Origin of the sequence: Vibrio sp. 397, assembly GCF_033339395.1 — a bacterium.
GTDB classification, from domain to species: domain Bacteria; phylum Pseudomonadota; class Gammaproteobacteria; order Enterobacterales; family Vibrionaceae; genus Vibrio; species Vibrio alginolyticus.
This window is the reverse complement of record NZ_JAWOUN010000004.1, coordinates 141530-161363: the sequence shown is the minus strand read 5'-3', so window position 1 is coordinate 161363 and position 19834 is coordinate 141530. Positions and strand designations below refer to the sequence as shown.

The 19834-nt window shown below is 45.6% G+C and carries 13 protein-coding genes and 1 riboswitch; of the genes, 7 read left to right on the top strand and 6 right to left on the bottom strand.

Going from position 1 to position 19834, the window contains the following annotated elements; translation table 11 throughout:
- Positions 1–7 precede the first annotated feature (7 nt).
- The 3 genes from R7P36_RS08540 to R7P36_RS08530 all read right to left on the bottom strand — a co-directional run bounded on the left by R7P36_RS08540 (position 8) and on the right by R7P36_RS08530 (position 2546).
- A complete protein-coding gene (locus tag R7P36_RS08540; protein ID WP_005391710.1) occupies positions 8–700 on the bottom strand; it encodes an iron-sulfur cluster assembly scaffold protein in 693 nt (230 codons plus the stop codon).
- Positions 701–959: 259 nt separating this feature from the next.
- Positions 960–1035: riboswitch (Fluoride riboswitch) on the bottom strand.
- Positions 1036–1191: 156 nt separating this feature from the next.
- The gene (locus tag R7P36_RS08535) at positions 1192–1491 is read right to left on the bottom strand and encodes a YebG family protein (RefSeq protein WP_005380208.1); all 300 of its coding nucleotides are present in this window, start codon (positions 1489–1491) and stop codon (positions 1192–1194) included.
- Between the two features lie 128 nt (positions 1492–1619).
- Positions 1620–2546, bottom strand: coding sequence for a LysR substrate-binding domain-containing protein (locus tag R7P36_RS08530; RefSeq protein WP_017636009.1), 927 nt, complete (start codon positions 2544–2546; stop codon positions 1620–1622).
- A gap of 109 nt (positions 2547–2655) precedes the next feature.
- On the opposite strand from R7P36_RS08530, the gene R7P36_RS08525 reads away from it, so the two are divergent.
- The gene (locus tag R7P36_RS08525) at positions 2656–3630 is read left to right on the top strand and encodes a TDT family transporter (protein ID WP_017636010.1); all 975 of its coding nucleotides are present in this window, start codon (positions 2656–2658) and stop codon (positions 3628–3630) included.
- Between the two features lie 75 nt (positions 3631–3705).
- On the opposite strand, the gene R7P36_RS08520 is transcribed toward R7P36_RS08525, so the two are convergent.
- Entirely contained in the window at positions 3706–5529 is a 1824-nt protein-coding gene (locus R7P36_RS08520) for a DUF3413 domain-containing protein (protein ID WP_033905554.1), read from the bottom strand.
- A gap of 252 nt (positions 5530–5781) precedes the next feature.
- Here R7P36_RS08520 and recC point away from each other — a divergent pair, with 252 nt between their 5' ends.
- From recC to R7P36_RS08495, 5 genes are all read left to right on the top strand, one after another.
- Positions 5782–9273, top strand: coding sequence for an exodeoxyribonuclease V subunit gamma (recC, locus tag R7P36_RS08515; protein ID WP_054574838.1), 3492 nt, complete (start codon positions 5782–5784; stop codon positions 9271–9273).
- Between the two features lie 327 nt (positions 9274–9600).
- Positions 9601–13275 (top strand): exodeoxyribonuclease V subunit beta, encoded by a 3675-nt coding sequence (gene recB / locus R7P36_RS08510; protein WP_213899297.1) that lies wholly within the window; start codon positions 9601–9603, stop codon positions 13273–13275.
- Entirely contained in the window at positions 13275–15422 is a 2148-nt protein-coding gene (recD, locus tag R7P36_RS08505) for an exodeoxyribonuclease V subunit alpha (RefSeq protein WP_213899275.1), read from the top strand. Before recB ends, recD begins: the two co-directional genes overlap by 1 nt.
- Positions 15423–15587: 165 nt before the next feature.
- A complete protein-coding gene (locus R7P36_RS08500; protein WP_054574840.1) occupies positions 15588–16598 on the top strand; it encodes a LysM peptidoglycan-binding domain-containing protein in 1011 nt (336 codons plus the stop codon).
- Positions 16586–16957 (top strand): hypothetical protein, encoded by a 372-nt coding sequence (locus tag R7P36_RS08495; RefSeq protein WP_031780957.1) that lies wholly within the window; start codon positions 16586–16588, stop codon positions 16955–16957. The genes R7P36_RS08500 and R7P36_RS08495 overlap by 13 nt, the downstream gene beginning before the upstream one ends.
- A gap of 48 nt (positions 16958–17005) precedes the next feature.
- Here the strand turns inward: R7P36_RS08495 and R7P36_RS08490 are convergent, their stop codons facing one another.
- Both R7P36_RS08490 and argA read right to left on the bottom strand, forming a co-directional pair.
- A complete protein-coding gene (locus R7P36_RS08490; RefSeq protein WP_005380230.1) occupies positions 17006–17194 on the bottom strand; it encodes a hypothetical protein in 189 nt (62 codons plus the stop codon).
- A 416-nt stretch (positions 17195–17610) separates the two neighbouring features.
- Positions 17611–18948 (bottom strand): amino-acid N-acetyltransferase, encoded by a 1338-nt coding sequence (gene argA, locus R7P36_RS08485; protein ID WP_012841478.1) that lies wholly within the window; start codon positions 18946–18948, stop codon positions 17611–17613.
- 162 nt (positions 18949–19110) lie between these two features.
- On the opposite strand from argA, the gene R7P36_RS08480 reads away from it, so the two are divergent.
- Positions 19111–19566, top strand: coding sequence for a DUF2850 domain-containing protein (locus R7P36_RS08480; RefSeq protein WP_213874860.1), 456 nt, complete (start codon positions 19111–19113; stop codon positions 19564–19566).
- Positions 19567–19834: the final 268 nt, after the last annotated feature.

Here is a 19834-nt window from a genome sequence, read left to right as displayed (position 1 = left end):
GTGGCAATTATTGTTGGCGTGGGTTGATGGTAGTTACGGCTTCGTCAAAACGACCGTAAGTCCCCGTCGCTTTGTCTGCGGCTTCTGCAGCAGATACGCCTTCGTTGATGGCTTTCATCATCTTGCCTAGGTTGAGATATTGGTAACCAATCACTTCTTTGTTTTCGTCTAGCGCGAGTTTTGTTACATAGCCTTCAGCCAACTCCATGTAACGCACGCCTTTTGCTTTGGTTGAGTAGCTAGTACCCACTTGGCTGCGTTGAGTTTGACCAAGATCTTCCAATGCCGCACCAATTTCTAAGCCGCCTTCAGAGAAAGCAGATTGCGTACGACCGTAAACAAATTGAAGGAAGATTTCGCGCATCGCGACGTTAATAGCATCACATACCAAGTCGGTATTCAGTGCTTCAAGAATGGTTTTGCCTGTTAGGATTTCTGCGGCCATCGCTGCTGATTGAGTCATGCCTGAACAGCCGATCGTTTCGATCAAAGCTTCTTCGATGATGCCGTTTTTGACGTTAAGGGTCAGTTTTGCTGCGCCTTGTTGAGGAGCACAAGCGCCAACTCCGTGGCTAAGACCAGAAATCGCGATAACGTCTTTTGGATTGATCATTGCGCCTTCAACAGGGATCGGTGCAGATGCATGAAGCTCGCCGCGTTGAATCGGGCACATTGATTGGATTTCGTGTGAATATTGCATAATGTTTTCCCAGTGTACGATATCCAGCCTATTTGTCAGTCTCAACGGCGTTGACTGCTCTTATTCGCTCCATCAAATAGAAAACTATGTTCAGGAGGTTCATGCGTTTGTCGCCTTGTTGAGTTAACAACTATTTTGGATATCTTTTTAATTTTTGAGAAAACAGGTGCGGGGTTGGAGAAGAGTTGAATTGCTCACTACAGAACTCTCGCTTTCACAACATAAGCGAAAGCACTTCCAACAGGGCTGACCTGTTTTCGTTTCTGTAGGAGTCATTAGCTTTAACAGCGGTTCGAATCTTTCGATTCCGGTGGCACCCCATCACCGGACCCATTTAGACTAGATCTAAGTCACACTAATCCGCAACATGAAATTTAGAGCAATTTGGGATATTAAATCGGTTCTTTATATTCTCAGAGATATATGGAGATAAACGGAAGGAATAAAAAAACGCCGCATAATGCGACGTTTTTTCTAAACAAATAAGAGGCTTATGCAGCGTCTTCTTGCTCGCTATCTTCTTCAACAGCTTCAAGCTTCTTTGCTTTTTTTGGTGCAGGTTTACGTTTTGCACCAAGAGCGTAAAGCACTTCTTCTTTGTTTTGCGCAAGGAACATTGCAAGATCTTCTTGCTTACCTTCGTCTTCTAGAAGTTCACTTTTACCCAGCAGTGAGAATAACTCGTCTGCCATATCCAGCATTTTGTCGTATGCGTCAGCTTCCGCTTTAGAGGTAAAAGTCATTTTCTCTTCTCCATTGCGTTCTACCACGTACTTGACGATTACAGCCATGGTTGGTCCCCTAATTTGGTGTATTGATACTGGCTTTTTATACAGTTTTTGACCAATCAAGTCTAGCGACAAGCCTCAGAATGAGAGACACGTACAACTAACTGACTAGCATTTAAACTATCTTGGTTTCACTTTGCGGATTTGTCCGCCAAAGGAAGGTTTGTTGGTCGCTCCCAATCTTGGCAAAATTCGATAAACGTTTTGAGCAATGGGCTTTGATATTTCTCTTTATGAACCAGTAACCAGAAGCGACGTTTCATATCTAAAGGCATGTCGAGCAGTTTTACGCGGCCGTCACGAATAGCAGGTTCTGCAGACAAACGTGACAAACAGCCCAAGCCTAACCCTGCCGATACTGAGTTGATCAACGCTTCGGTGGTATTGAGCTGAAAAGCTTCATGCCAATGTTCCAAGCGCGGCGCGACAACGCGCATAAAAAATTCGCGTGAACCAGAGCCTGCCTCTCGCAATATCCATTCACTGTTTTCTAGCTCGGTTAAGTTTACTGGCCCTTCGTGCGCGGCTGGGGAATTGGGCGCGCAAATCACGCACATTTCATCTTCGCTAAACTGGGTAGACTGCAATTCAGGGTGAAGTGTTTTGCCTTCAATGAGGGCTATGTCTAACTCGTAATCGGTCAGCATGTCGCAGATTTGTGCGGAGTTAGAAATGAACAGACTTTGAGAACGATGGTTCGTTTGCTGACGAAATTCGCTAAGCAAATAGGGCGCGACTTGGTTGCCAATGGTGTCGCTGGCACCAATGCGAAGTTGGCCCGATAGCGCTTGGTCACCATCGAAAATGCTCTCGATGTCCTTGGCTCGGTTGAGTAATTCATCCGCCAGTGGCAGTAGTTTTTGACCTTCTTGGTTCAAAATCAGTCGGTTATTAACACGATCAAATAAGTGATGGCCGATCTGCTTTTCTAATTCTGAGAGTGCCATGCTCACTGCGGCTTTCGATAAAAAGAGACTATCAGAAGCCGCTGTGAGCGTTTTGTGCTGCGTGATCGTCGTAAACACTTTCAGTTGTTTAAGAGAAATGTGACTTGCCATACCCCACCGTTAAGTAATTCTGAACGTTTGTTTTAAATAATTAGATATATCGGAACGAAGTGCAAGCGTATTATACGTCTCATCAAGAGTGAGTCTGGTTGAGGTCATCATGATTCAAAGAACAAAAGCAAAAGTAATGGGAGCGCCAACTCCAATGGCGGGTTTGGCTCTTGGTATTGCAAGCTTGGGCTGGAGTTGGGAAAACTTCGCCGAATTACATGGCTACGGACAGTGGATTAGTGCGGGTATCGCGAGCATATTGTTGGCTATATTGGCAACCAAGTTTTTGCTACATAATCATCTATTGAGACAAGATCTTGCTCATCCGGTTGTGGGCAGCGTGGTTCCGACATTTGCGATGGGCACTATGGTGGTATCGAACTCTCTCGGCCATTTTTACCCATTAGCTGGCGATGCGCTTTGGCTGATTGCGGTGGTTTTGCACATCGTATTCTTGGTGAGCTTTGTTTACCATCGCGCCAAAGATTTTGAATTGCACCACATGGTTCCTAGTTGGTTTGTACCGCCTGTGGGTATCATCGTTGCGGATGTGTCTTTCTCTGGCAACCCTATGTTAGCACCAGTGGCACAAGGTGCATTGATGTTTGGTATGGTGGCGTACGCGATCATGTTGCCGATGATGATTTACCGTTTCATGTTTACCCATGAAATTCCGGATGCAGCAAAACCAACCATGGCAATTATGGCGGCGCCAGCAAGTCTATCATTGGCAGGGTACTTAACGGTCACTGCGACACCATCACCAGTGATCATCGCTATGCTATTTGGTATCGCGGTATTGATGACAGCCATCATATATCTCGCGTTCTTTAAATTGCTTAGACTGCCATTTAGCCCAGGCTATGCAGCGTTTACCTTCCCGATGGTGATCGGTGCGACGGCGCTGTTTAAAATGGCGAATTGGATGGAGTTGCAAGGATTGGCTGCGCACTATGTTCAACAAGTGCGAGGCTTAGCTGGTCTTGAGTTGATTGTGGCAACATTTGTTGTCTCTTATGTGGCTTTACAATACATCAACAACTTATTGATTCAGCCACGCTTGATGCACGCTCATCACGCTTAAATAGCAGATAGGAAAAAGCCTCTTGGTCTTACAACCAAGAGGCTTTTTTATTTCAATCGGCGTCGATGTTGGACACTAGCCTTTTTTGTAAAATCGCGACATCTCATCCAGAGAATGACGAATGATATCGACAGGAATTTTCTGTTCTTTCTCGACTTTTAACTGGCGATTCAGTTGCTGAGAGTGCCCGCCAGGGTTGACCACAAGCATCAGTTCTTTGCCGACCAATGCATAGTTGTAGTAGCTGCCTGCAATATACCAATCGCGAGAGGCAGAGCTATCAAACAAGTTATGACCAACGCTGTATGAACTCGTTGTGCCTTGAACGTCAAACAGCGTATTCATCATGGTTGGCACGACGTCAAAATGGGTCGTGCGGTAATCAACTTGCTCTGGCTGACGATTTGGCATGTACACGTAAAGAGGCACATGTACTTGAACGTCACTGTAGTTACCCGTGTGGCCCCAATAGTTCATCTTATGGTCGTTAAACTCTTCACCATGATCTGATGAAATCACCACAATGGTGTTGTCTAAGTCGACATTTTTCAGCACATCACCAATCAAGCTGTCGATGTAGTACAACGAGTTCTTGTATCGATTGTGGTAAAGCGAAGCGTCAAAATCGTTGTTGAGCAAAATGTGGTCAACGCGTTCCCAGTATGGTTTGAATTTCGCAAATTCAGGTTCAGGAAACACCGTGCCGTGGGCGGCATCGTAGAACAGAAAACCAAAGTACGGCTTGTCGCTGTCCTGCTTTTGGAACTCGATGAACTTGTCTGTTATCTGCTGATCGCGCTCGACAGTTGTTTCTCCAGTTTGTTTCAGGGTCAAGTCCGACACTTTTTTGAATACCGTGCGAGAAAGTGGCGGGCTGGTGAGCGGTGCTGAGCCAAAAATGCCCATGCGGTAGCCTTCTGCTTGCAGCGTATCCATAAACACAGGAGAGCGTTGACTTGCGTAAAAGCTTTCCCAGTAGGTCGCTGGCAAGCTGTAAAACAGGCTGAAAATACCCGCTTGAGTTGAGTTGCCGCCGCTCATATGTTGTGTGAAATTCACCGTTTTTTCGGCGAACTTGCTGACATTTGGCATGACTTCCGGCGTCGCATCACTGTAGCGCCACGCGTCAACCAAGATAAACAAAACATTGGGCTGTTTCTCTTTGCTTTGCACTTGAATCGGCGCAAGCGGGTAGTTGAGTGAGCTACGTTCAATGTTGGTTAACTCTACGCGGTTCTTCGATGCAATGTTCTCATCCACTAGGTCGTGTTTGTAAATAAATTTACGAGCCGTCAGCGGGTAGTAAAGTGGCCAGTTATTCGAAAACTGACTGACTTCATCGTCGTAAAGTGCGTTTTTGTACGCATGAATCATCTGCGTGCTAAGCAATACAGCAAACCAGACGCTGATCAAAACGAACTTAGCTCGGCTTTGTGCCAGTTGATTACTTACCCAAACGGTACAAGCGAGCCCGATCACCAGAACGGCAATTTCACTGATGAAGATTAGCCAACTCATCCACGAAATATCGAAGACATCATCACCACCTTCGAAAAACATACGGATTAATAGAGCGTTGATGTGAAGTTTGTATTGCTGAAAAACGAGAATATCGACTTTAAACATAATCAATAGACAGATCGCGATAGCGATCACGATGCCTTTGAATACTCGAGTCGGTAGAAAAGAGAGCAATAAACTCAACAACATAAATGGAAGAGCGATCAAGCCCAGCCAGCCATATTGAGTCGAAACCAAATAGTAACCTTGCAACAAGGTTAGCGGTTCATTCTGATTGTTAGACAACACAAAAGGATAACAAGCGATCGACAGGTACACTGCAAAGCAAGCAAAAAAAGCAATCAGCCAAGCGCTGTTGGAAGACAGTTTGCGAAACATACTTTTTGTTTGTTTATAAATTATGGGTAGAGGGAGTATAAAACAGTGTTTTTTATTATGGAATAGTTGCGACGAATGTCACATTTTGTATGGAAGTGTCAGACTTGATTGACATGTGAAAATTCAGAAGATTCATACTCTATTTGAGTGATATATAACCTTTTGTTTTTTCCGAACGCGAGATCACTGCGGGTTTAAATGGGGCTGTGCTAAGCTAGCTAACAGTTTCAATCGGCGCTCGGTATTCCCAATTTGTTTACTGTTTATCACTCCAACCAAGTTGACGTTCTTAAATCACTCCTTGTCGAACTGATTCGAATCAGTCCGCTGGAAAACCCGTTCGAAAAAGAACAAATTCTGGTTCAAAGTCCGGGCATGTCCCAGTGGCTAAAAATGGAATTGGCCAAAGAGTTTGGTGTTGCCGCGAACATTGATTTTCCGCTTCCTGCTACCTTCATTTGGGAAATGTTTACGCAGGTGTTGCCAGACGTGCCAAAACGCAGTGCGTTTAACAAAGAAGCGATGACTTGGAAGTTGATGCATCTGCTGCCGGGGCTTCTCAACCAAGACGTGTTTTCGCCGTTAGCGCAGTACCTCAAAGATGACAGTGATCACTCTAAGCTGTATCAACTGGCTGAGAAAATTGCCGATATTTTCGATGGTTACTTGGTGTATCGTCCGGAGTGGATCGCAAGTTGGGAAGCAGGGCAGAGTGTGCCAGAGCTGGAAGATGAGCATCCGTGGCAGCCGATCTTATGGCAAGCGTTGTATGATCACACTGTGTCATTAGGACAGTCTCCATATCACCGTGCCAACCTTTATGAGCACTTTATCGACACGTTAGAGAGTTTTAACGGCAATTTTGACCATTTACCCAAGCGTTTGTTTGTTTTTGGCATTTCTTCGTTGCCGCCTCGCTATATGGATGCGCTAAAAGCAATTGGTGAACACATCGACGTGCATCTGATGTTCACCAACCCGTGTCGTTATTACTGGGGTGAAGTTCGAGATCGCAAATATCTGGCTCGTTTGGCGGCGAAACATCGTCAGCACGTTGTGTGGCAGGACGATCACTCGGAAGTGCAAGGTGAAACTGAGCAACTGAAAGGATCACTGGAAGATAATGTGATCGATGAGCTGCACACCGATGTGGTCGGAAACAGTCTGTTGGCATCCATGGGTAAACTCGGGCGCGACAATATGTATCTGTTGTCTCAGCTGGAATCTCATGAAATCGAAGCCTTTGTTGATGTTGAGCGCGACAGTCTGCTCCATCAATTGCAAGCGGATATTCTCAATCTTGAAGAACATCAAGATGATCAACAGATTGAAAACAGTCATCACAAACAAGTGGTTAGCTTGGGTGATAAATCACTGAGCCTACACGCTTGTCACAGCCCGATGCGCGAAGTTGAAGTGCTGCATGATCAACTGTTGGCGATGTTCGATGCTGACCCAACGTTAAAACCGCGCGATATTATCGTGATGGTCGCGGACATCAACGCTTACAGCTCTGCGATTCAGGCGGTCTTTGGTAACGCGCCGGGTGAGCGTTTTATTCCATATTCGATTTCTGACCGAACCGCCGATCAAGAGAGCCCAATTCTGGCTGCATTTATGCAGTTGGTGAACTTACCCAATACGCGCTGTTTGGCATCAGAACTACTCGAACTTCTGGAAACTCCAGCGATATTAAAGCGTTTTGAACTCAGCGAAGATGATTTCTTACAAGCCAAACAATGGGTTGAGGAATCGGGAATTCGCTGGGGGTTGGATGCCAATACCGGACGCGAATTTGAACTGCCGGAAACTCGTCAAAACACATGGCAATTTGGTATTCAACGCATGTTGCTTGGCTACGCGATGCCAGAATCCGCTGGTTTGTTTGAAACCGAGCAAGGCAGTTTGTCTCCGTACAACGAAGTGCAAGGCATGGGCGCAGAGCTGGCGGGCAAGTTGGCACACTTTATCCAACAAATTAGCACTTATCGAAGCAAACTTTCTCATGTTCAGACTATTGATGGTTGGCGAGAGACTTTAGTTTTACTGCTGGATGACTTCTTCTCAGTTGAGTTAGAAGGCGAAATGGCGCTCAAATCCATTCGCGATACGCTCAGCCAACTCAAAGAGCAATTAGCTGATGCTGCATTTGATGATGCGTTATCGCCGTCGATCATCAGCCAATACCTTCAAAACAAATTATCTGGCACACGAGTCAGCCAGCGCTTCCTTGCTGGTCAAGTGAACTTTTGTACCCTGATGCCGATGCGCTCTATTCCGTTTAGAACCGTTTGTCTACTGGGGATGAATGACGGCGTGTACCCACGCTCCATGCCGCCAGAAGGCTTTGACTTGATGACAGGAAGAACCAAACCGGGCGACCGTTCGCGCCGAGATGATGACCGTTACCTATTCCTCGAAGCGATGTTGTCTGCACAGCAAACGCTCTACATCAGTTATGTTGGCCGTTCAATCCAAGACAACACCGAGCGAGTGCCTTCGGTTCTGGTTTCTGAGCTGATGGAATACTGTCACCAAAACTATTGTCTAAGTGGTGATGAAGCGTTGCCCGTTGATGAGTCTGGCGACAACTTATTAAATGCGTTAGTGAATACCCACGCCATGGTGCCGTTTAGCCCAAGTGCGTTCCAAGGCATGCACGCCAGCTACGCGAAAGAGTGGATTCCAGCGGCATTGACTCAAAGTAGTCAATCGCAAGGCTATGTTCGTCGTGATTTTAATCGGGCATTAGACGACTATCTGTTAGGAGCGACGTTCCCACTTGAGCTCGACTTAGTCGAGTTGCAACGTTTCTGGCGCTTACCTGTGCAGTATTTTTTCAATCGTCGTTTAAAAGTAATCTTTGAACCGCCGCTACCGGTGATGGAAGACGACGAACCCTTTGTTTTAGGTGGTTTGGAAAGCTATCAAATGCGTGATGAGCTGTTAGAAACCTTGCTTGAAACGACATTGATGCAGCCAGAGAAAAAAACAGAGGTGCTTAAACACTTTATGAGTCAACAGCGCGCGCAAGGCAAACTGCCGGTGGGGGCGTTTGGTGATATCGAATTTGAAACTAACCGAGTTCAGGCGGAAGAGCTGGTGGATAAACTGGCGTTTTTATCTGGTGCGCCTCAAGACGATTTGGAAATCGACCTGACGTTTGATTCCTTGTTTGAGCGAAATGAAGGCGAAGAGAAAAACGTTCGCCTAACAGGTTGGCTAACTCAATGCTACCAATCCGGTTTGATTCGCTATCGAAGCGGTAAGATTCGATCGCAGGATTACCTTGCAGCGTGGATCGATCACCTTGCCATGTCGGCGTCGGGTCATGCTAAGAAAACCCACATCATTGGTTACGATCGTAAAGAAGGCGCGCTGCATTTGATCTACCCAGAAATTGCCGATGTGCAGTATGCCAAACAGCTACTGACTGAATTGGTTCGCTTGTTCTTCGAAGGCATGACTAAGCCTATGCCTTATTTCCCGAAAACGGCGTTGGCTTGTGTTGAAGCGGGCTTTAGCCGCGGTCAGTGGGTCGATGACGAAGAGAAATCTTTGAAGAAAATGGCTGACGCATTCAATGATGGCTTCATGAGCCCGGGCGAAGGCAGTAATGCGTACATCTCTCGAATTTGGCCTGCTTGGAATGATGAGTTGGCCTCAGAAGTTCGTTTGCTGACAGCATTAGTACTGCAAGGTGCGCGCTTAGCGGTTCAAGACGCTGATGATGTAAAAGCGTGATAAAGAAAGTTGGATAAAGAGAAGGAAGAGTAGGGTGGCCGTCAGAAAATCATTATTTTTTGTAGGGCGTTCGCTGTACGGCCACAAGGTCAGAGGGACCATGATACTTTTGTTTAATTCATTTGAGTTGTGTCGCCAAAAAGGTTTGGCTTATCTCGTGGGGCGCATACTAACGGTACGTCTTATGGATAACCGTGAGAAAGATCTCACAAAGCTCTAAATTATCCAACTTGTTAAACATATTAATAGAATTTTTAACTATAGATCACATTTATTAGGTGATACGTCCTAGTAAATAATCCGGAGAGATTCAGCGTTATGGATCAAATGTCAGGTGCAGAGTGTCCTCTACATACGTTAGACCGCACAGAGCAACCTCAACCAACGCCACTAGAACCGATGACGTTTCCTCTGCATGGTGCGAGGTTAATCGAGGCATCAGCAGGTACAGGTAAAACCTTCACTATTGCAGGTTTATATCTGCGCCTTTTGCTTGGTCACGGCAGCGCGGAAACTCGACATCGCGTACCGCTTACGGTCGACCAAATCCTGGTCGTAACCTTTACCGAAGCGGCAACTGCGGAATTACGCGATCGTATCAGGGCAAGGATCCATGACGCGCGAATCGCGTTTGCGCGTGGACAGAGTTCCGATCCGGTGATCCAACCTTTGCTTAATGAGTTTGACGATCACAAGCAAGCCGCAGAAATTTTATTGCAGGCAGAGCGTCAGATGGACGAGGCGGCGGTCTACACCATTCACGGTTTTTGCCAACGTATGCTAACGCAAAATGCGTTTGAATCTGGCAGCCGATTTAATAACGAGTTTGTGACCGATGAAAGTCACCTAAAAGCGCAAGTTGTAGCCGATTACTGGCGTCGCAATTTCTACCCGTTGCCATTTACCGTGGCTGGAGAAATTCGCCAGCTATGGGGCTCTCCATCTGCGTTGTTGTCTGACATCAGCAATTACTTAACTGGTGCGCCGTTAAGCCTTTCTGTTCCAGCAATGAAAGGCAGTTTGGCTGATCTTCATACTGAAAATTTGAAAAAAATTGATGAACTAAAAGCACAGTGGCGAGAAAGCCAAGATGACTTCTTAACGCTGATTTCAGATTCAGATATTAACAAACGCAGCTACACCAAAAAGTCTCTGCCGACGTGGTTGGAGGCGGTAAACGCTTGGGCAGCAACGGAAACCACAGGTTACGATTATCCAGACAAGCTGGAGAAATTCGCGCAAAACGTCTTGTTGGAAAAAACACCGAAAGGCAGTGCGCCGCAGCATGCGGTATTTGAAGCCATTGAAACATTTCTTGCCAATCCAATCAGCTTAAAAGCGCCACTGCTTGTTCATGCGATTGAGCATTGTCGTGTGATGCTGGCCAACGCGAAAAATCAAAAACAGTGGCTCTCTTTCGATGACTTGCTGACGCAACTCTCTGCTTCTATCGATACGGACGAAAGCGAGCTTTTAGCGGCGCGTATTCGTACTTTGTATCCTGTCGCAATGATTGACGAGTTCCAAGATACCGACCCGCTTCAATACAGTATTTTCAGCCGTATTTATCTGAACAACCCGGAATGTGGTTTGTTTATGATCGGGGACCCCAAGCAGGCGATTTATGGCTTTCGTGGCGCAGACATTTTCACTTATATCAAAGCGCGTAACCAAGTAAGTGCCCACTACACGTTAGGAACCAACTGGCGTTCTAGCGCAGATATGGTGCAGGCGGTAAACCAAGTATTTGCTTTGCCAGACAGTCCATTTATCTATGATTCGGATATTCCGTTCTTACCTGTTAAGTACAGTCCCAATGCCGAAAAACGCATTTGGACTATGGGTGGCCAAAAGCAACCGGCGCTGACTTATTGGTTGCAAGAAGCGGACGATAAACCGCTACCAAAAGGCGAGTATTTGACTCGAATGGCAGAGGCGACTGCAAGCCAAATCCAAACTATTTTGACGCAGGCTCAACAGGGGAAAGCGTGTCTGGTGAATGGCGAAAAACAGAAAGCGGTTCAAGCGGGCGATATTGCGGTGTTGGTTCGAACAGGTAGTGAAGGTCGAATGATCAAACAAGCGCTGGCTGAACAAGGCATTGCCAGCGTGTACCTGTCTAACCGAGACAGTGTGTTTACCAGTTCAGTGGCGCAGGATCTACAGCGTCTGCTGCAAGCGGTGCTGACTCCAGAAAATGACCGTGCGCTGCGTGCAAGTCTTGCTTCTGAGCTGTTTGCCCTCGACGCAGCAAGTTTGGATGCACTTAATAACGATGAAGTGGTGTGGGAAAACGCCGTAAACGAATTCAAAGAATATCGCAAACTTTGGATTCAACGTGGTGTGCTGCCGATGTTGCGCGCGGTGATCAGCAAACGCCATATTGCCGAGCGATTACTAGAAGAAGGTGCGAGTTCACAGGGTGAAAATGGTGAGCGAGTACTTACCGATTTAATGCACATTGGTGAACTGCTTCAACACGCCAGTAATGAACTGGATAGCGACCACGGTCTGCTGCGTTGGCTCGCTCAGTCTATCAGTGATGCGGAAAACGGTTTGGGTGGCAGTGATGACCAAATCCAACGTTTAGAATCGGAACGTAACTTAGTGCAGATCGTAACTATTCACAAATCAAAAGGCTTGGAGTATGACCTCGTATTTCTGCCGTTTGTGTTCAGCTATCGAGAAGCCAGTGAAGCCAAATATTACGATGCAGCCAATGACCGCACGGTACTGGATATCACTGGCAACGATGCGTCCATGAAGCAAGCGGACAAAGAGCGTTTGGCGGAAGACTTACGCTTGATATACGTGGCACTAACGCGTGCTGTGTATGCGTGTTTTATTGGAGCCTCGCCTTTGCGCAATGGTCGTTCGACCAAAGAGCCAACTGGCGTACACCGCAGTGCGATTGGCTATTTGATTCAGAATGGTCAAGAAGGTGGCATCAACGATTTGCACCAAGGTTTAACAAAGCAACAAGACGAGCTTGATTGTGTCGTCGTGGCCGATCCGCCGCAGAAACTCGAAGAGAAGTACGTAGCGCCACAAGAAGAAGTACACGATCTTAGTGCGAAAGAACTGCAAAACCCTATCGACAGAAACTGGCGCATCACCAGTTACTCTGGCTTGGTCAAGCAAGGCTCTCATCACGCCGAGCATGATGCCACGATTGAGATTACGGGTTTCGATATCGACTCATCTGAAGAACAAGATGAAGCGGATTTGGTGGAGCCAGAGCGTTCTATTTTTACCTTCCCTCGTGGTGCGCGTCCGGGTACGTTCCTGCACAGCCTGTTTGAGGAAATTGAATTTACTCAGCCAGCCACGACGGAAGAGAATACACAAATCATCCTTGGCTTGATGGAAAGCGAACAGCTCGATGAAGAGTGGTTGCCCATTTTACAGCAATTGATTGATACCGTACTCGCAACGCCGTTGGATGGTAAGTCTTTGCTGCTGAATCAAAAAGCACCGTCGCAACGTTTGGTGGAGATGGAATTTTTGCTGCCGATTGAAGTTTTGTCTGCACCGGCGTTAAACCGAGTCATTCAACGTCACGATCCGTTGTCGGCGAAAGCGGGGGATTTAGGTTTCCAAACCGTGCAAGGCATGCTCAAAGGTTTTATCGACTTGGTGTTTGAACATCAAGGTAAATACTACGTGCTTGACTGGAAATCGAATCATCTTGGCGACGATGTAACGAGCTACCATGGTGAGGCTCTGAAATCGGCCATGGCGGATCACCGCTACGATTTGCAGTATCAGATTTATGCGTTAGCACTGCATCGTTTCCTACGCAGCCGATTGGCGAATTATCAATATGATCATCACTTCGGTGGCGTGTATTACTTGTTCTTGCGCGGCATGGATGGGCAGAGTGACCACGGCATTTTTGCCGCGAAACCAACCTTAGACTTCTTACAAGAGATGGATCGTTTGATTGATGGTCAAGTACTTGAAACGCGCTCAACTCAAGCCGGACAGATGGAGCTACTTTAATGACGACAAATCACAATCTTCATTCTGACCAAGATAGCCTATTGGTAGTGTTGGAACGCTTGGCGCACAAAGGTGCTATTCGTCAGCTCGACTACCAATTCGCCTGTTTTATTGATTCTCAAACGCATGATGAACAGTCGGACAGCCAAGCACTGGCGTTTATCGCGGGTGTTGTCAGTAGTGAGCTTGGTAAAGGACATATCTGTCTGTCTCTGTGCGATGCACAAGGGCAATCTACGGATTTAGCCAGTAAGCTAGGGCTGTTTGGTGAGTCGGCATTGGCGCTTAACACACAGTTGCAAGGCATAGACTGGATTCAAGTATTACAAAATTCCAGCGTGGTCGGCGCGCAAGGAGAAGCCTTGCCTTTAATGTTCGATGGTGAGCGTCTGTATCTGCATCGCTATTGGCATTATGAAGTGACACTGGCGGAAAAGCTCAATCAGTTGGGCGCCGCAGTTAACTTGCAACCACAAGAGTTTGCGCGATTATCGGAGTTGCTCAACCATCTGTTCGCACGCCAATACCATTTTCTGTTTAACGCGTTGGGCAAAGCAGTAGAAGCGGGAAGCAGCAATCAAGTGTTGCGTCAGCAATTGGTGTGTGACCACCTTGATGTGGTCGCAAGCGAATCGTTGGATTGGCACGCCATTGATTCCGTGCTTAGCAATGCGCGCAAGGTTCAGGATTTACAAACACTGGATGAACTCGTGCCACTCTCGGCTTGCGTGAACTGGCAAAAAGTTGCGGCGGCGGTTGCGTTAACTCGTCGATTTGCTGTGATTTCTGGTGGCCCTGGTACGGGTAAAACGACGACAGTAACCAAATTGCTTGCTGCTTTGATTGAACAGGCGACGCACGAGAAAAATCTAACCATCAAGCTGGTGGCCCCGACGGGGAAAGCGGCGGCGCGATTAACCGAGTCCATTGGTAAAGCAGTGCAAGAGCTGCCAGTTTCTCCGGAGCTAAAAGCCAAAATACCGACTGAATCAAGCACCTTGCATCGATTGCTTGGCGCGATTCCTAATAGCGCAGAATTTCGTCACAACAAGCAAAATCCACTGCATTTGGATATTTTAGTTATCGACGAAGCGTCGATGGTTGATTTACCAATGATGTATAAAGTGGTTGATGCCTTACCGAAACATGCGCGGCTGATTTTGCTAGGTGATAAAGATCAACTTGCTTCAGTTGAAGCAGGGGCTGTGTTGGGTGATATCTGTTCGTTCCATGCATTGGGTTATGGCAAAGAGCAGGCGTCAGCCATCGCAAAACTGACAGGTTTCGATACTTTAGCGCATACGAGTAACAGTGCATCTAGCATTGCTGATAGTTTATGTATGCTGCAAAAGAGCTACCGATTTGATGCTCGCTCAGGCATTGGTCAGTTGGCAAAAGCGGTTAACTCCGGTTCTGCTGCGAGCGTAGATAACGTCTGGGCGAGTGACTTTTCTGACATCGAACATTTCGCGCTAAGTAGTCAACATTACAACCAAATGATGCAGACGTTGGTGCAGGAATACGGTCGTTACCTCAAACGCATTGGACAACAGGAAACTGATCCTAAAACCGGAGAGCTAGAGTCGCTAACGCACAAAGCCAAAGCGGTGTTAGATACCTTCAACCAATGCCGATTGCTGTGCGCGATCCGTGAAGGTGACTTTGGTGTGGCTGGGCTAAACCAGCGCATCGAGAAAGCGCTCGCGGCGCGCAAGTTCATTCAAGTTCAGGATGAAATTTGGTATCACGGCAGACCCGTTATGGTTACGCGTAATGATCACGGTTTAGGTTTGTATAACGGTGATATTGGTATTTGCATGCGAGATGACACTGAAGAAGAACCGCGTTTGAAAGTCTTTTTTGAGTTACCTGACGGCAGTGTGAAATCGGTCTTGCCAAGCCGAGTACCTGAACATGAAACGGCTTACGCCATGACGATCCATAAATCGCAAGGCAGTGAATTTGATTACACCCTGATGATTTTGCCACCAGACTTTAGCCCGATATTAACCCGTGAGTTGATTTACACAGGCATTACCCGCGCGAAAAAGCGTTTAGCTCTTTACGCCGAACTCAATGTTCTGAAGCGAGGCATTAAGGTGAAAACGATTCGTGCGAGTGGGCTAGTACAGCGGCTTACCAACTGATTATGGACTTAGTTTATAGTCAGTTTTACCTTTGTTACATGTCAAACTTGGTGATGAGTTGTGTTTTAACAATTTTCTTTCTGAAAGAAAAGTCATTTCAATTGATGTTTTTGAATCTGAAACGTTAACATTATACGCAATTATGGGCATAAGGATCTGAATGAAATGAATACAACTTACTTTAACAGCGTTAATAGGTATAGCTACATATATAGTGTTAAGCCTGGTGATACTCTTACGAGAATTATATGGAAGTTTTATCATTTTAAGTTTGGAACAGATGGCTATAATTTTGCTCTTGCTCAAATAAAAAAAGACAACCCTAAAATTTCAGACCCTAATTCGATTAAATCTGGTCAATCTATTTACTTGAGAAAGTTGAACGTTTCAAATACCAAGCAATCTGAGTTTTCTTCTAAAATTGCCATTTCAGATCATGATCAAGCGCAATTTGAATCAACGATGAAATCTATGTCGCAAAACGAAAAGGAAGCATTTTGGGCTCTTTCTTGGCTTGATGATAATTGGGGGCCTGCGAGCGCAGGTATCGGTGCTACTTTTGCGTCCATGGGGGCTTTATTAGGAGATAGTGAAAAAGGAAATGTTGCAGAGCTAAAAAAGCTTGATGGTTTATATAGAGATTATAAATCAGGAACGTTTTCGAAAGGGCAGTATGATTATCGCAGGAAAAAACTATTAGAGAATGTAGCAAAAAATCTTGGACCAACTGAGAAGCTTCTCTTTAATGGTAAGAAAGCTCGAGAGGCTATGAGGATATCTAGAAACGGCGGGGTTATGACTACTGCGGCGCTTAAGAAGAATACAGATAGGTTAGCAAAGTTATCAAAAGTAGCAGCTAAAGGCGGCACTGTATTAACTGCAGTTAATATTGGTATTGCCTGCGATCAGATAGCTAGAGCAGACTCTAACGCAAAGAAAAACGAAATATTGGTGGAAACTGCAGCAAGTACAGTCGTTGGTTTAGCTGGCGGGGCCGTTATATCTCTGGTAGTTATGGCTACTCCAGTTGGTTGGATAGGCGCTATCGCTTTAGGGGTTGTCTCTGCCAGTGCTAGTTATGCGTCTGGTAAAGTTGTTGCTGATAAATACAAAGAGTTATATAGCAATATAGACTTAGTTGGTAAGACCAAGGTCGGTGAAGTTTGCAGTTATTAGAAGTTTCTTTTATTACATTTTTTGTTGCAGGTGCTTTGTTAGTTTTTTGGTACCTGATAGTAGGTATTTTGCTTATTGTTATCACGCCGCAAAAAGTAAAGCACTATGCGTATACTAGTGAGCACTATACAGATATTGAGCTTGCTTTAGTTTCTGGATTTCACTTTGGGGCCTTAATACATGGATTAGCTCTTGTTGCCGCAGTTGCATTTCCTAAGTTGGCCAAAAAAAGAAAGCTAACAGATATTCGTAGAGTTTGCCCAAAGTGGTTCATAAGTATTGGGCTAGTGTACTGGACTATTTTAATCTTTATCGTAGTCACTATTTTTGCATCTTTGTTAGCTATGATTTTGTTTTGAATTGATTACGTACGTAAAAGAAGACCGAGCTTATGGCTCGGTCTTCTTTTATGCATGTTTTGCAAACGCATTGGTAAAAGACACGCTGCGTATTTTGTATTGCTGTTGATAAGCAAGAATAAAATCTCGGATAGCGTCATTTACGGGGAAAACACAGTGGACGTCTAGGCCTTCTAAAAACTGATTGTCAGCCATATCCCAGAAGCTTTGAAGCGAATTACAAATGATTGTTCTCATAACAGTGCTCGTCTCGGCTTATTTAAAGTCAGATTAACAACTGTCCTTGGTGTGCAATACGGAGCTAACTAGTTTTTCAATTGCCCAGTATTTTAGGGTGAAGGCTAATTACATCACCTAGATCCATTCGTATTGGTTAAAAACCAATCACTAGCGAGCAGAGTATAGCCAACCAAATGTATATTTAAAAGATAAAATTGGAACAAAAATCAAGCAATGGTTTGCGCATTTCTAAGTTGGGTTTACATGATGACCCGCTAGTCCGGAGTAGGGTTTATGTGTGGCCTTACTCCTAAACAAACTCGTTCCTAAACAAGCTCGATGTGCAGGGTTGAGCGTTAATGAACTAAATCCTGCCCTTTGAGGTTAGTTGGTATAGTGGAACGTTAAGTTTCGCTCCCTGATTTAAGGTTAAGCTATAAATCTAACGCTAAGATTTTGGACTTACGCTGGAAGTTATATAACCCTTGTTTGGCTCCAGGCAAATAGTCGACACTGACTTCGTAAAAACCTTGCTCTCTGAACCAATGCAAACTGTGTGTCGTGAGGACAAAAATCTGATCAATGGTTTCGGATTTAGAACGATGTTTCATGTAGTTGAGCAGTAACAAACCTCGGTTTCCATCACGATAGTCAGGGTGAATCGCTACGCAAGCCATCTCAGCTTTACGCTCTTCTGGATACGGATAAAGAGCAGCGCAGCCAATAATCAAGCCGTCTTTCTCGATGATGGTAAATTTTCCAATCTCTTGCTCTAGCTGCTCTCGAGAGCGCCTAACCAGTACACCTTGTTCTTCTAACGGGCGAATGAGGTCTAAGATACCGCCAATATCGTCAATATTAGCTTGCCTCACTTGTTCAGCACTCGCCATAACAACTTGGGTTCCGATGCCGTCGAAAGAGAACAACTCCTGAATTAAGGCGCCATCTACTTTATAACTGATCAAGTGGCTACGAGGTACTCCGGCACGGCAAGCTGCAATAGAGCCTTTAAGAAAGCGCAGTGTCCCAGTGTTGTAATCTAGGTCAGGAGACGTATTTTCAGAGAGTGTTTTGATGACATGCTCCGCCTCAATTGGCAGTAACTCGGCGACAGCATTGCCGTTGTCATCAATGACACCTTGTTCGGAGCAAAAACCAATCAACTTATCCGCACCCAGCTTTATCGCCAGTTGTGTCGCGACTTCCTCAGAAAGTAAGTTAAAACACTCGCCAGTCACAGAGCTCGCAATGGGGCCAAGTAGCACAATAGAGCCTTGGTCGAGCGTGCGATTAATCGCGTCGGTGTCAATGCGGCGAATACGTCCACTATGGCAATAGTCCACACCATCATCAACGCCGAGTGGTTGGGCAATGATGTAGTTTCCGCTAACGACATTGAGCTGGGTACCTGCCATCGGAGTATTGTTGAGGCTCATTGATAGGCGCGCAGTAATCGCAAGCTGAAGTTGTCCGGCAGCTTGCATAACAACAGATAAAGCCGATTCATCCGTAATGCGGATATTTTTGTGGTAAGGCGTAGTGAGGTCTTGTTTTTCTAGCAGCTGATTAATTTGAGGACGTGCACCATACACCACAACGACTTTGATTCCGAGGCTGTGCATGAGTGCGATATCATTAATAATATTGCCAAAATTTTTGTGTGCGACGGCTTCTCCGCCCAGCATGATCACCATGGTTTTTCCGCGGTGAGCATTGACATAAGGTGTTGATTGACGGAATCCTTTTACGAGAGCAGTACTACGAATTTTCACTACAGCCATTCCTTTGTTTAATTATGTTAAAATAATGCCTTTTTATTCATTGAGTGGCAAGGTGAAATTTTGGAATAAAGCACAAACATATTGAGGTAGGTTCTTGGTCCCGTTAAAAGGGAAGGTTACAATGGGTGCGTCTTTCCTCAATACGTGAACCTCATGTCTTCTGCTGTTAATAAGAATGCTGCGATCACTGCTTCAAATTTGTCAAAAACGTCATCTAAATCAATGCTTCGTAAGTGGCTAGAGCGTTCTCTCATGCTTATAGCGATAGTTGGAACCGTTGTCGTGTGCATGCTGTATAGTGATTTGATTACTCGAACCATTAATCCGCCCATTCCCAAATCGATAATTTATGGTCGCTGGGTTGAGCAAGATGTTGCGCCTTATGCTCGTGAAGAATTTGTGTTGAGTGAGCGCGGTGTTACCGTAAATGGTTCTACAGTGGCGACCAGTTTTGAATTCGATGGGGATTCGTTTTCGTATCGAGTGGGTTCAAATGAGCGGCACTTCAATTTTGTGGGTAAGCAGCATGCAGAAATGAAGCTGGATGCTAATGCACATTATCTACCTGTATTCCATTTAGAGGGGCGTGCAAGGATTGCGGTAAGATAGTCGTTTTTATTATTGTCTCTTAAGCTGACAGCTTTTTCGTCTGTGAGTCACATGGATGATCACAATTTCATCTCTCAATCAGTAAATCTTACTTTCAAACATAATCCGGACAATTCCGTAATTCTTCCGCTGCTATCATGTTGTATTAACTGAATGAATTCACAACGAGTAAACGGATTGGCTTAGCGTTGAAACATTTGTCGTTGCTTTTCAATTGCACCGTATGCATTTGTTTGCCATCCTTTTGCTATTCTCTTTTACGGAAAAG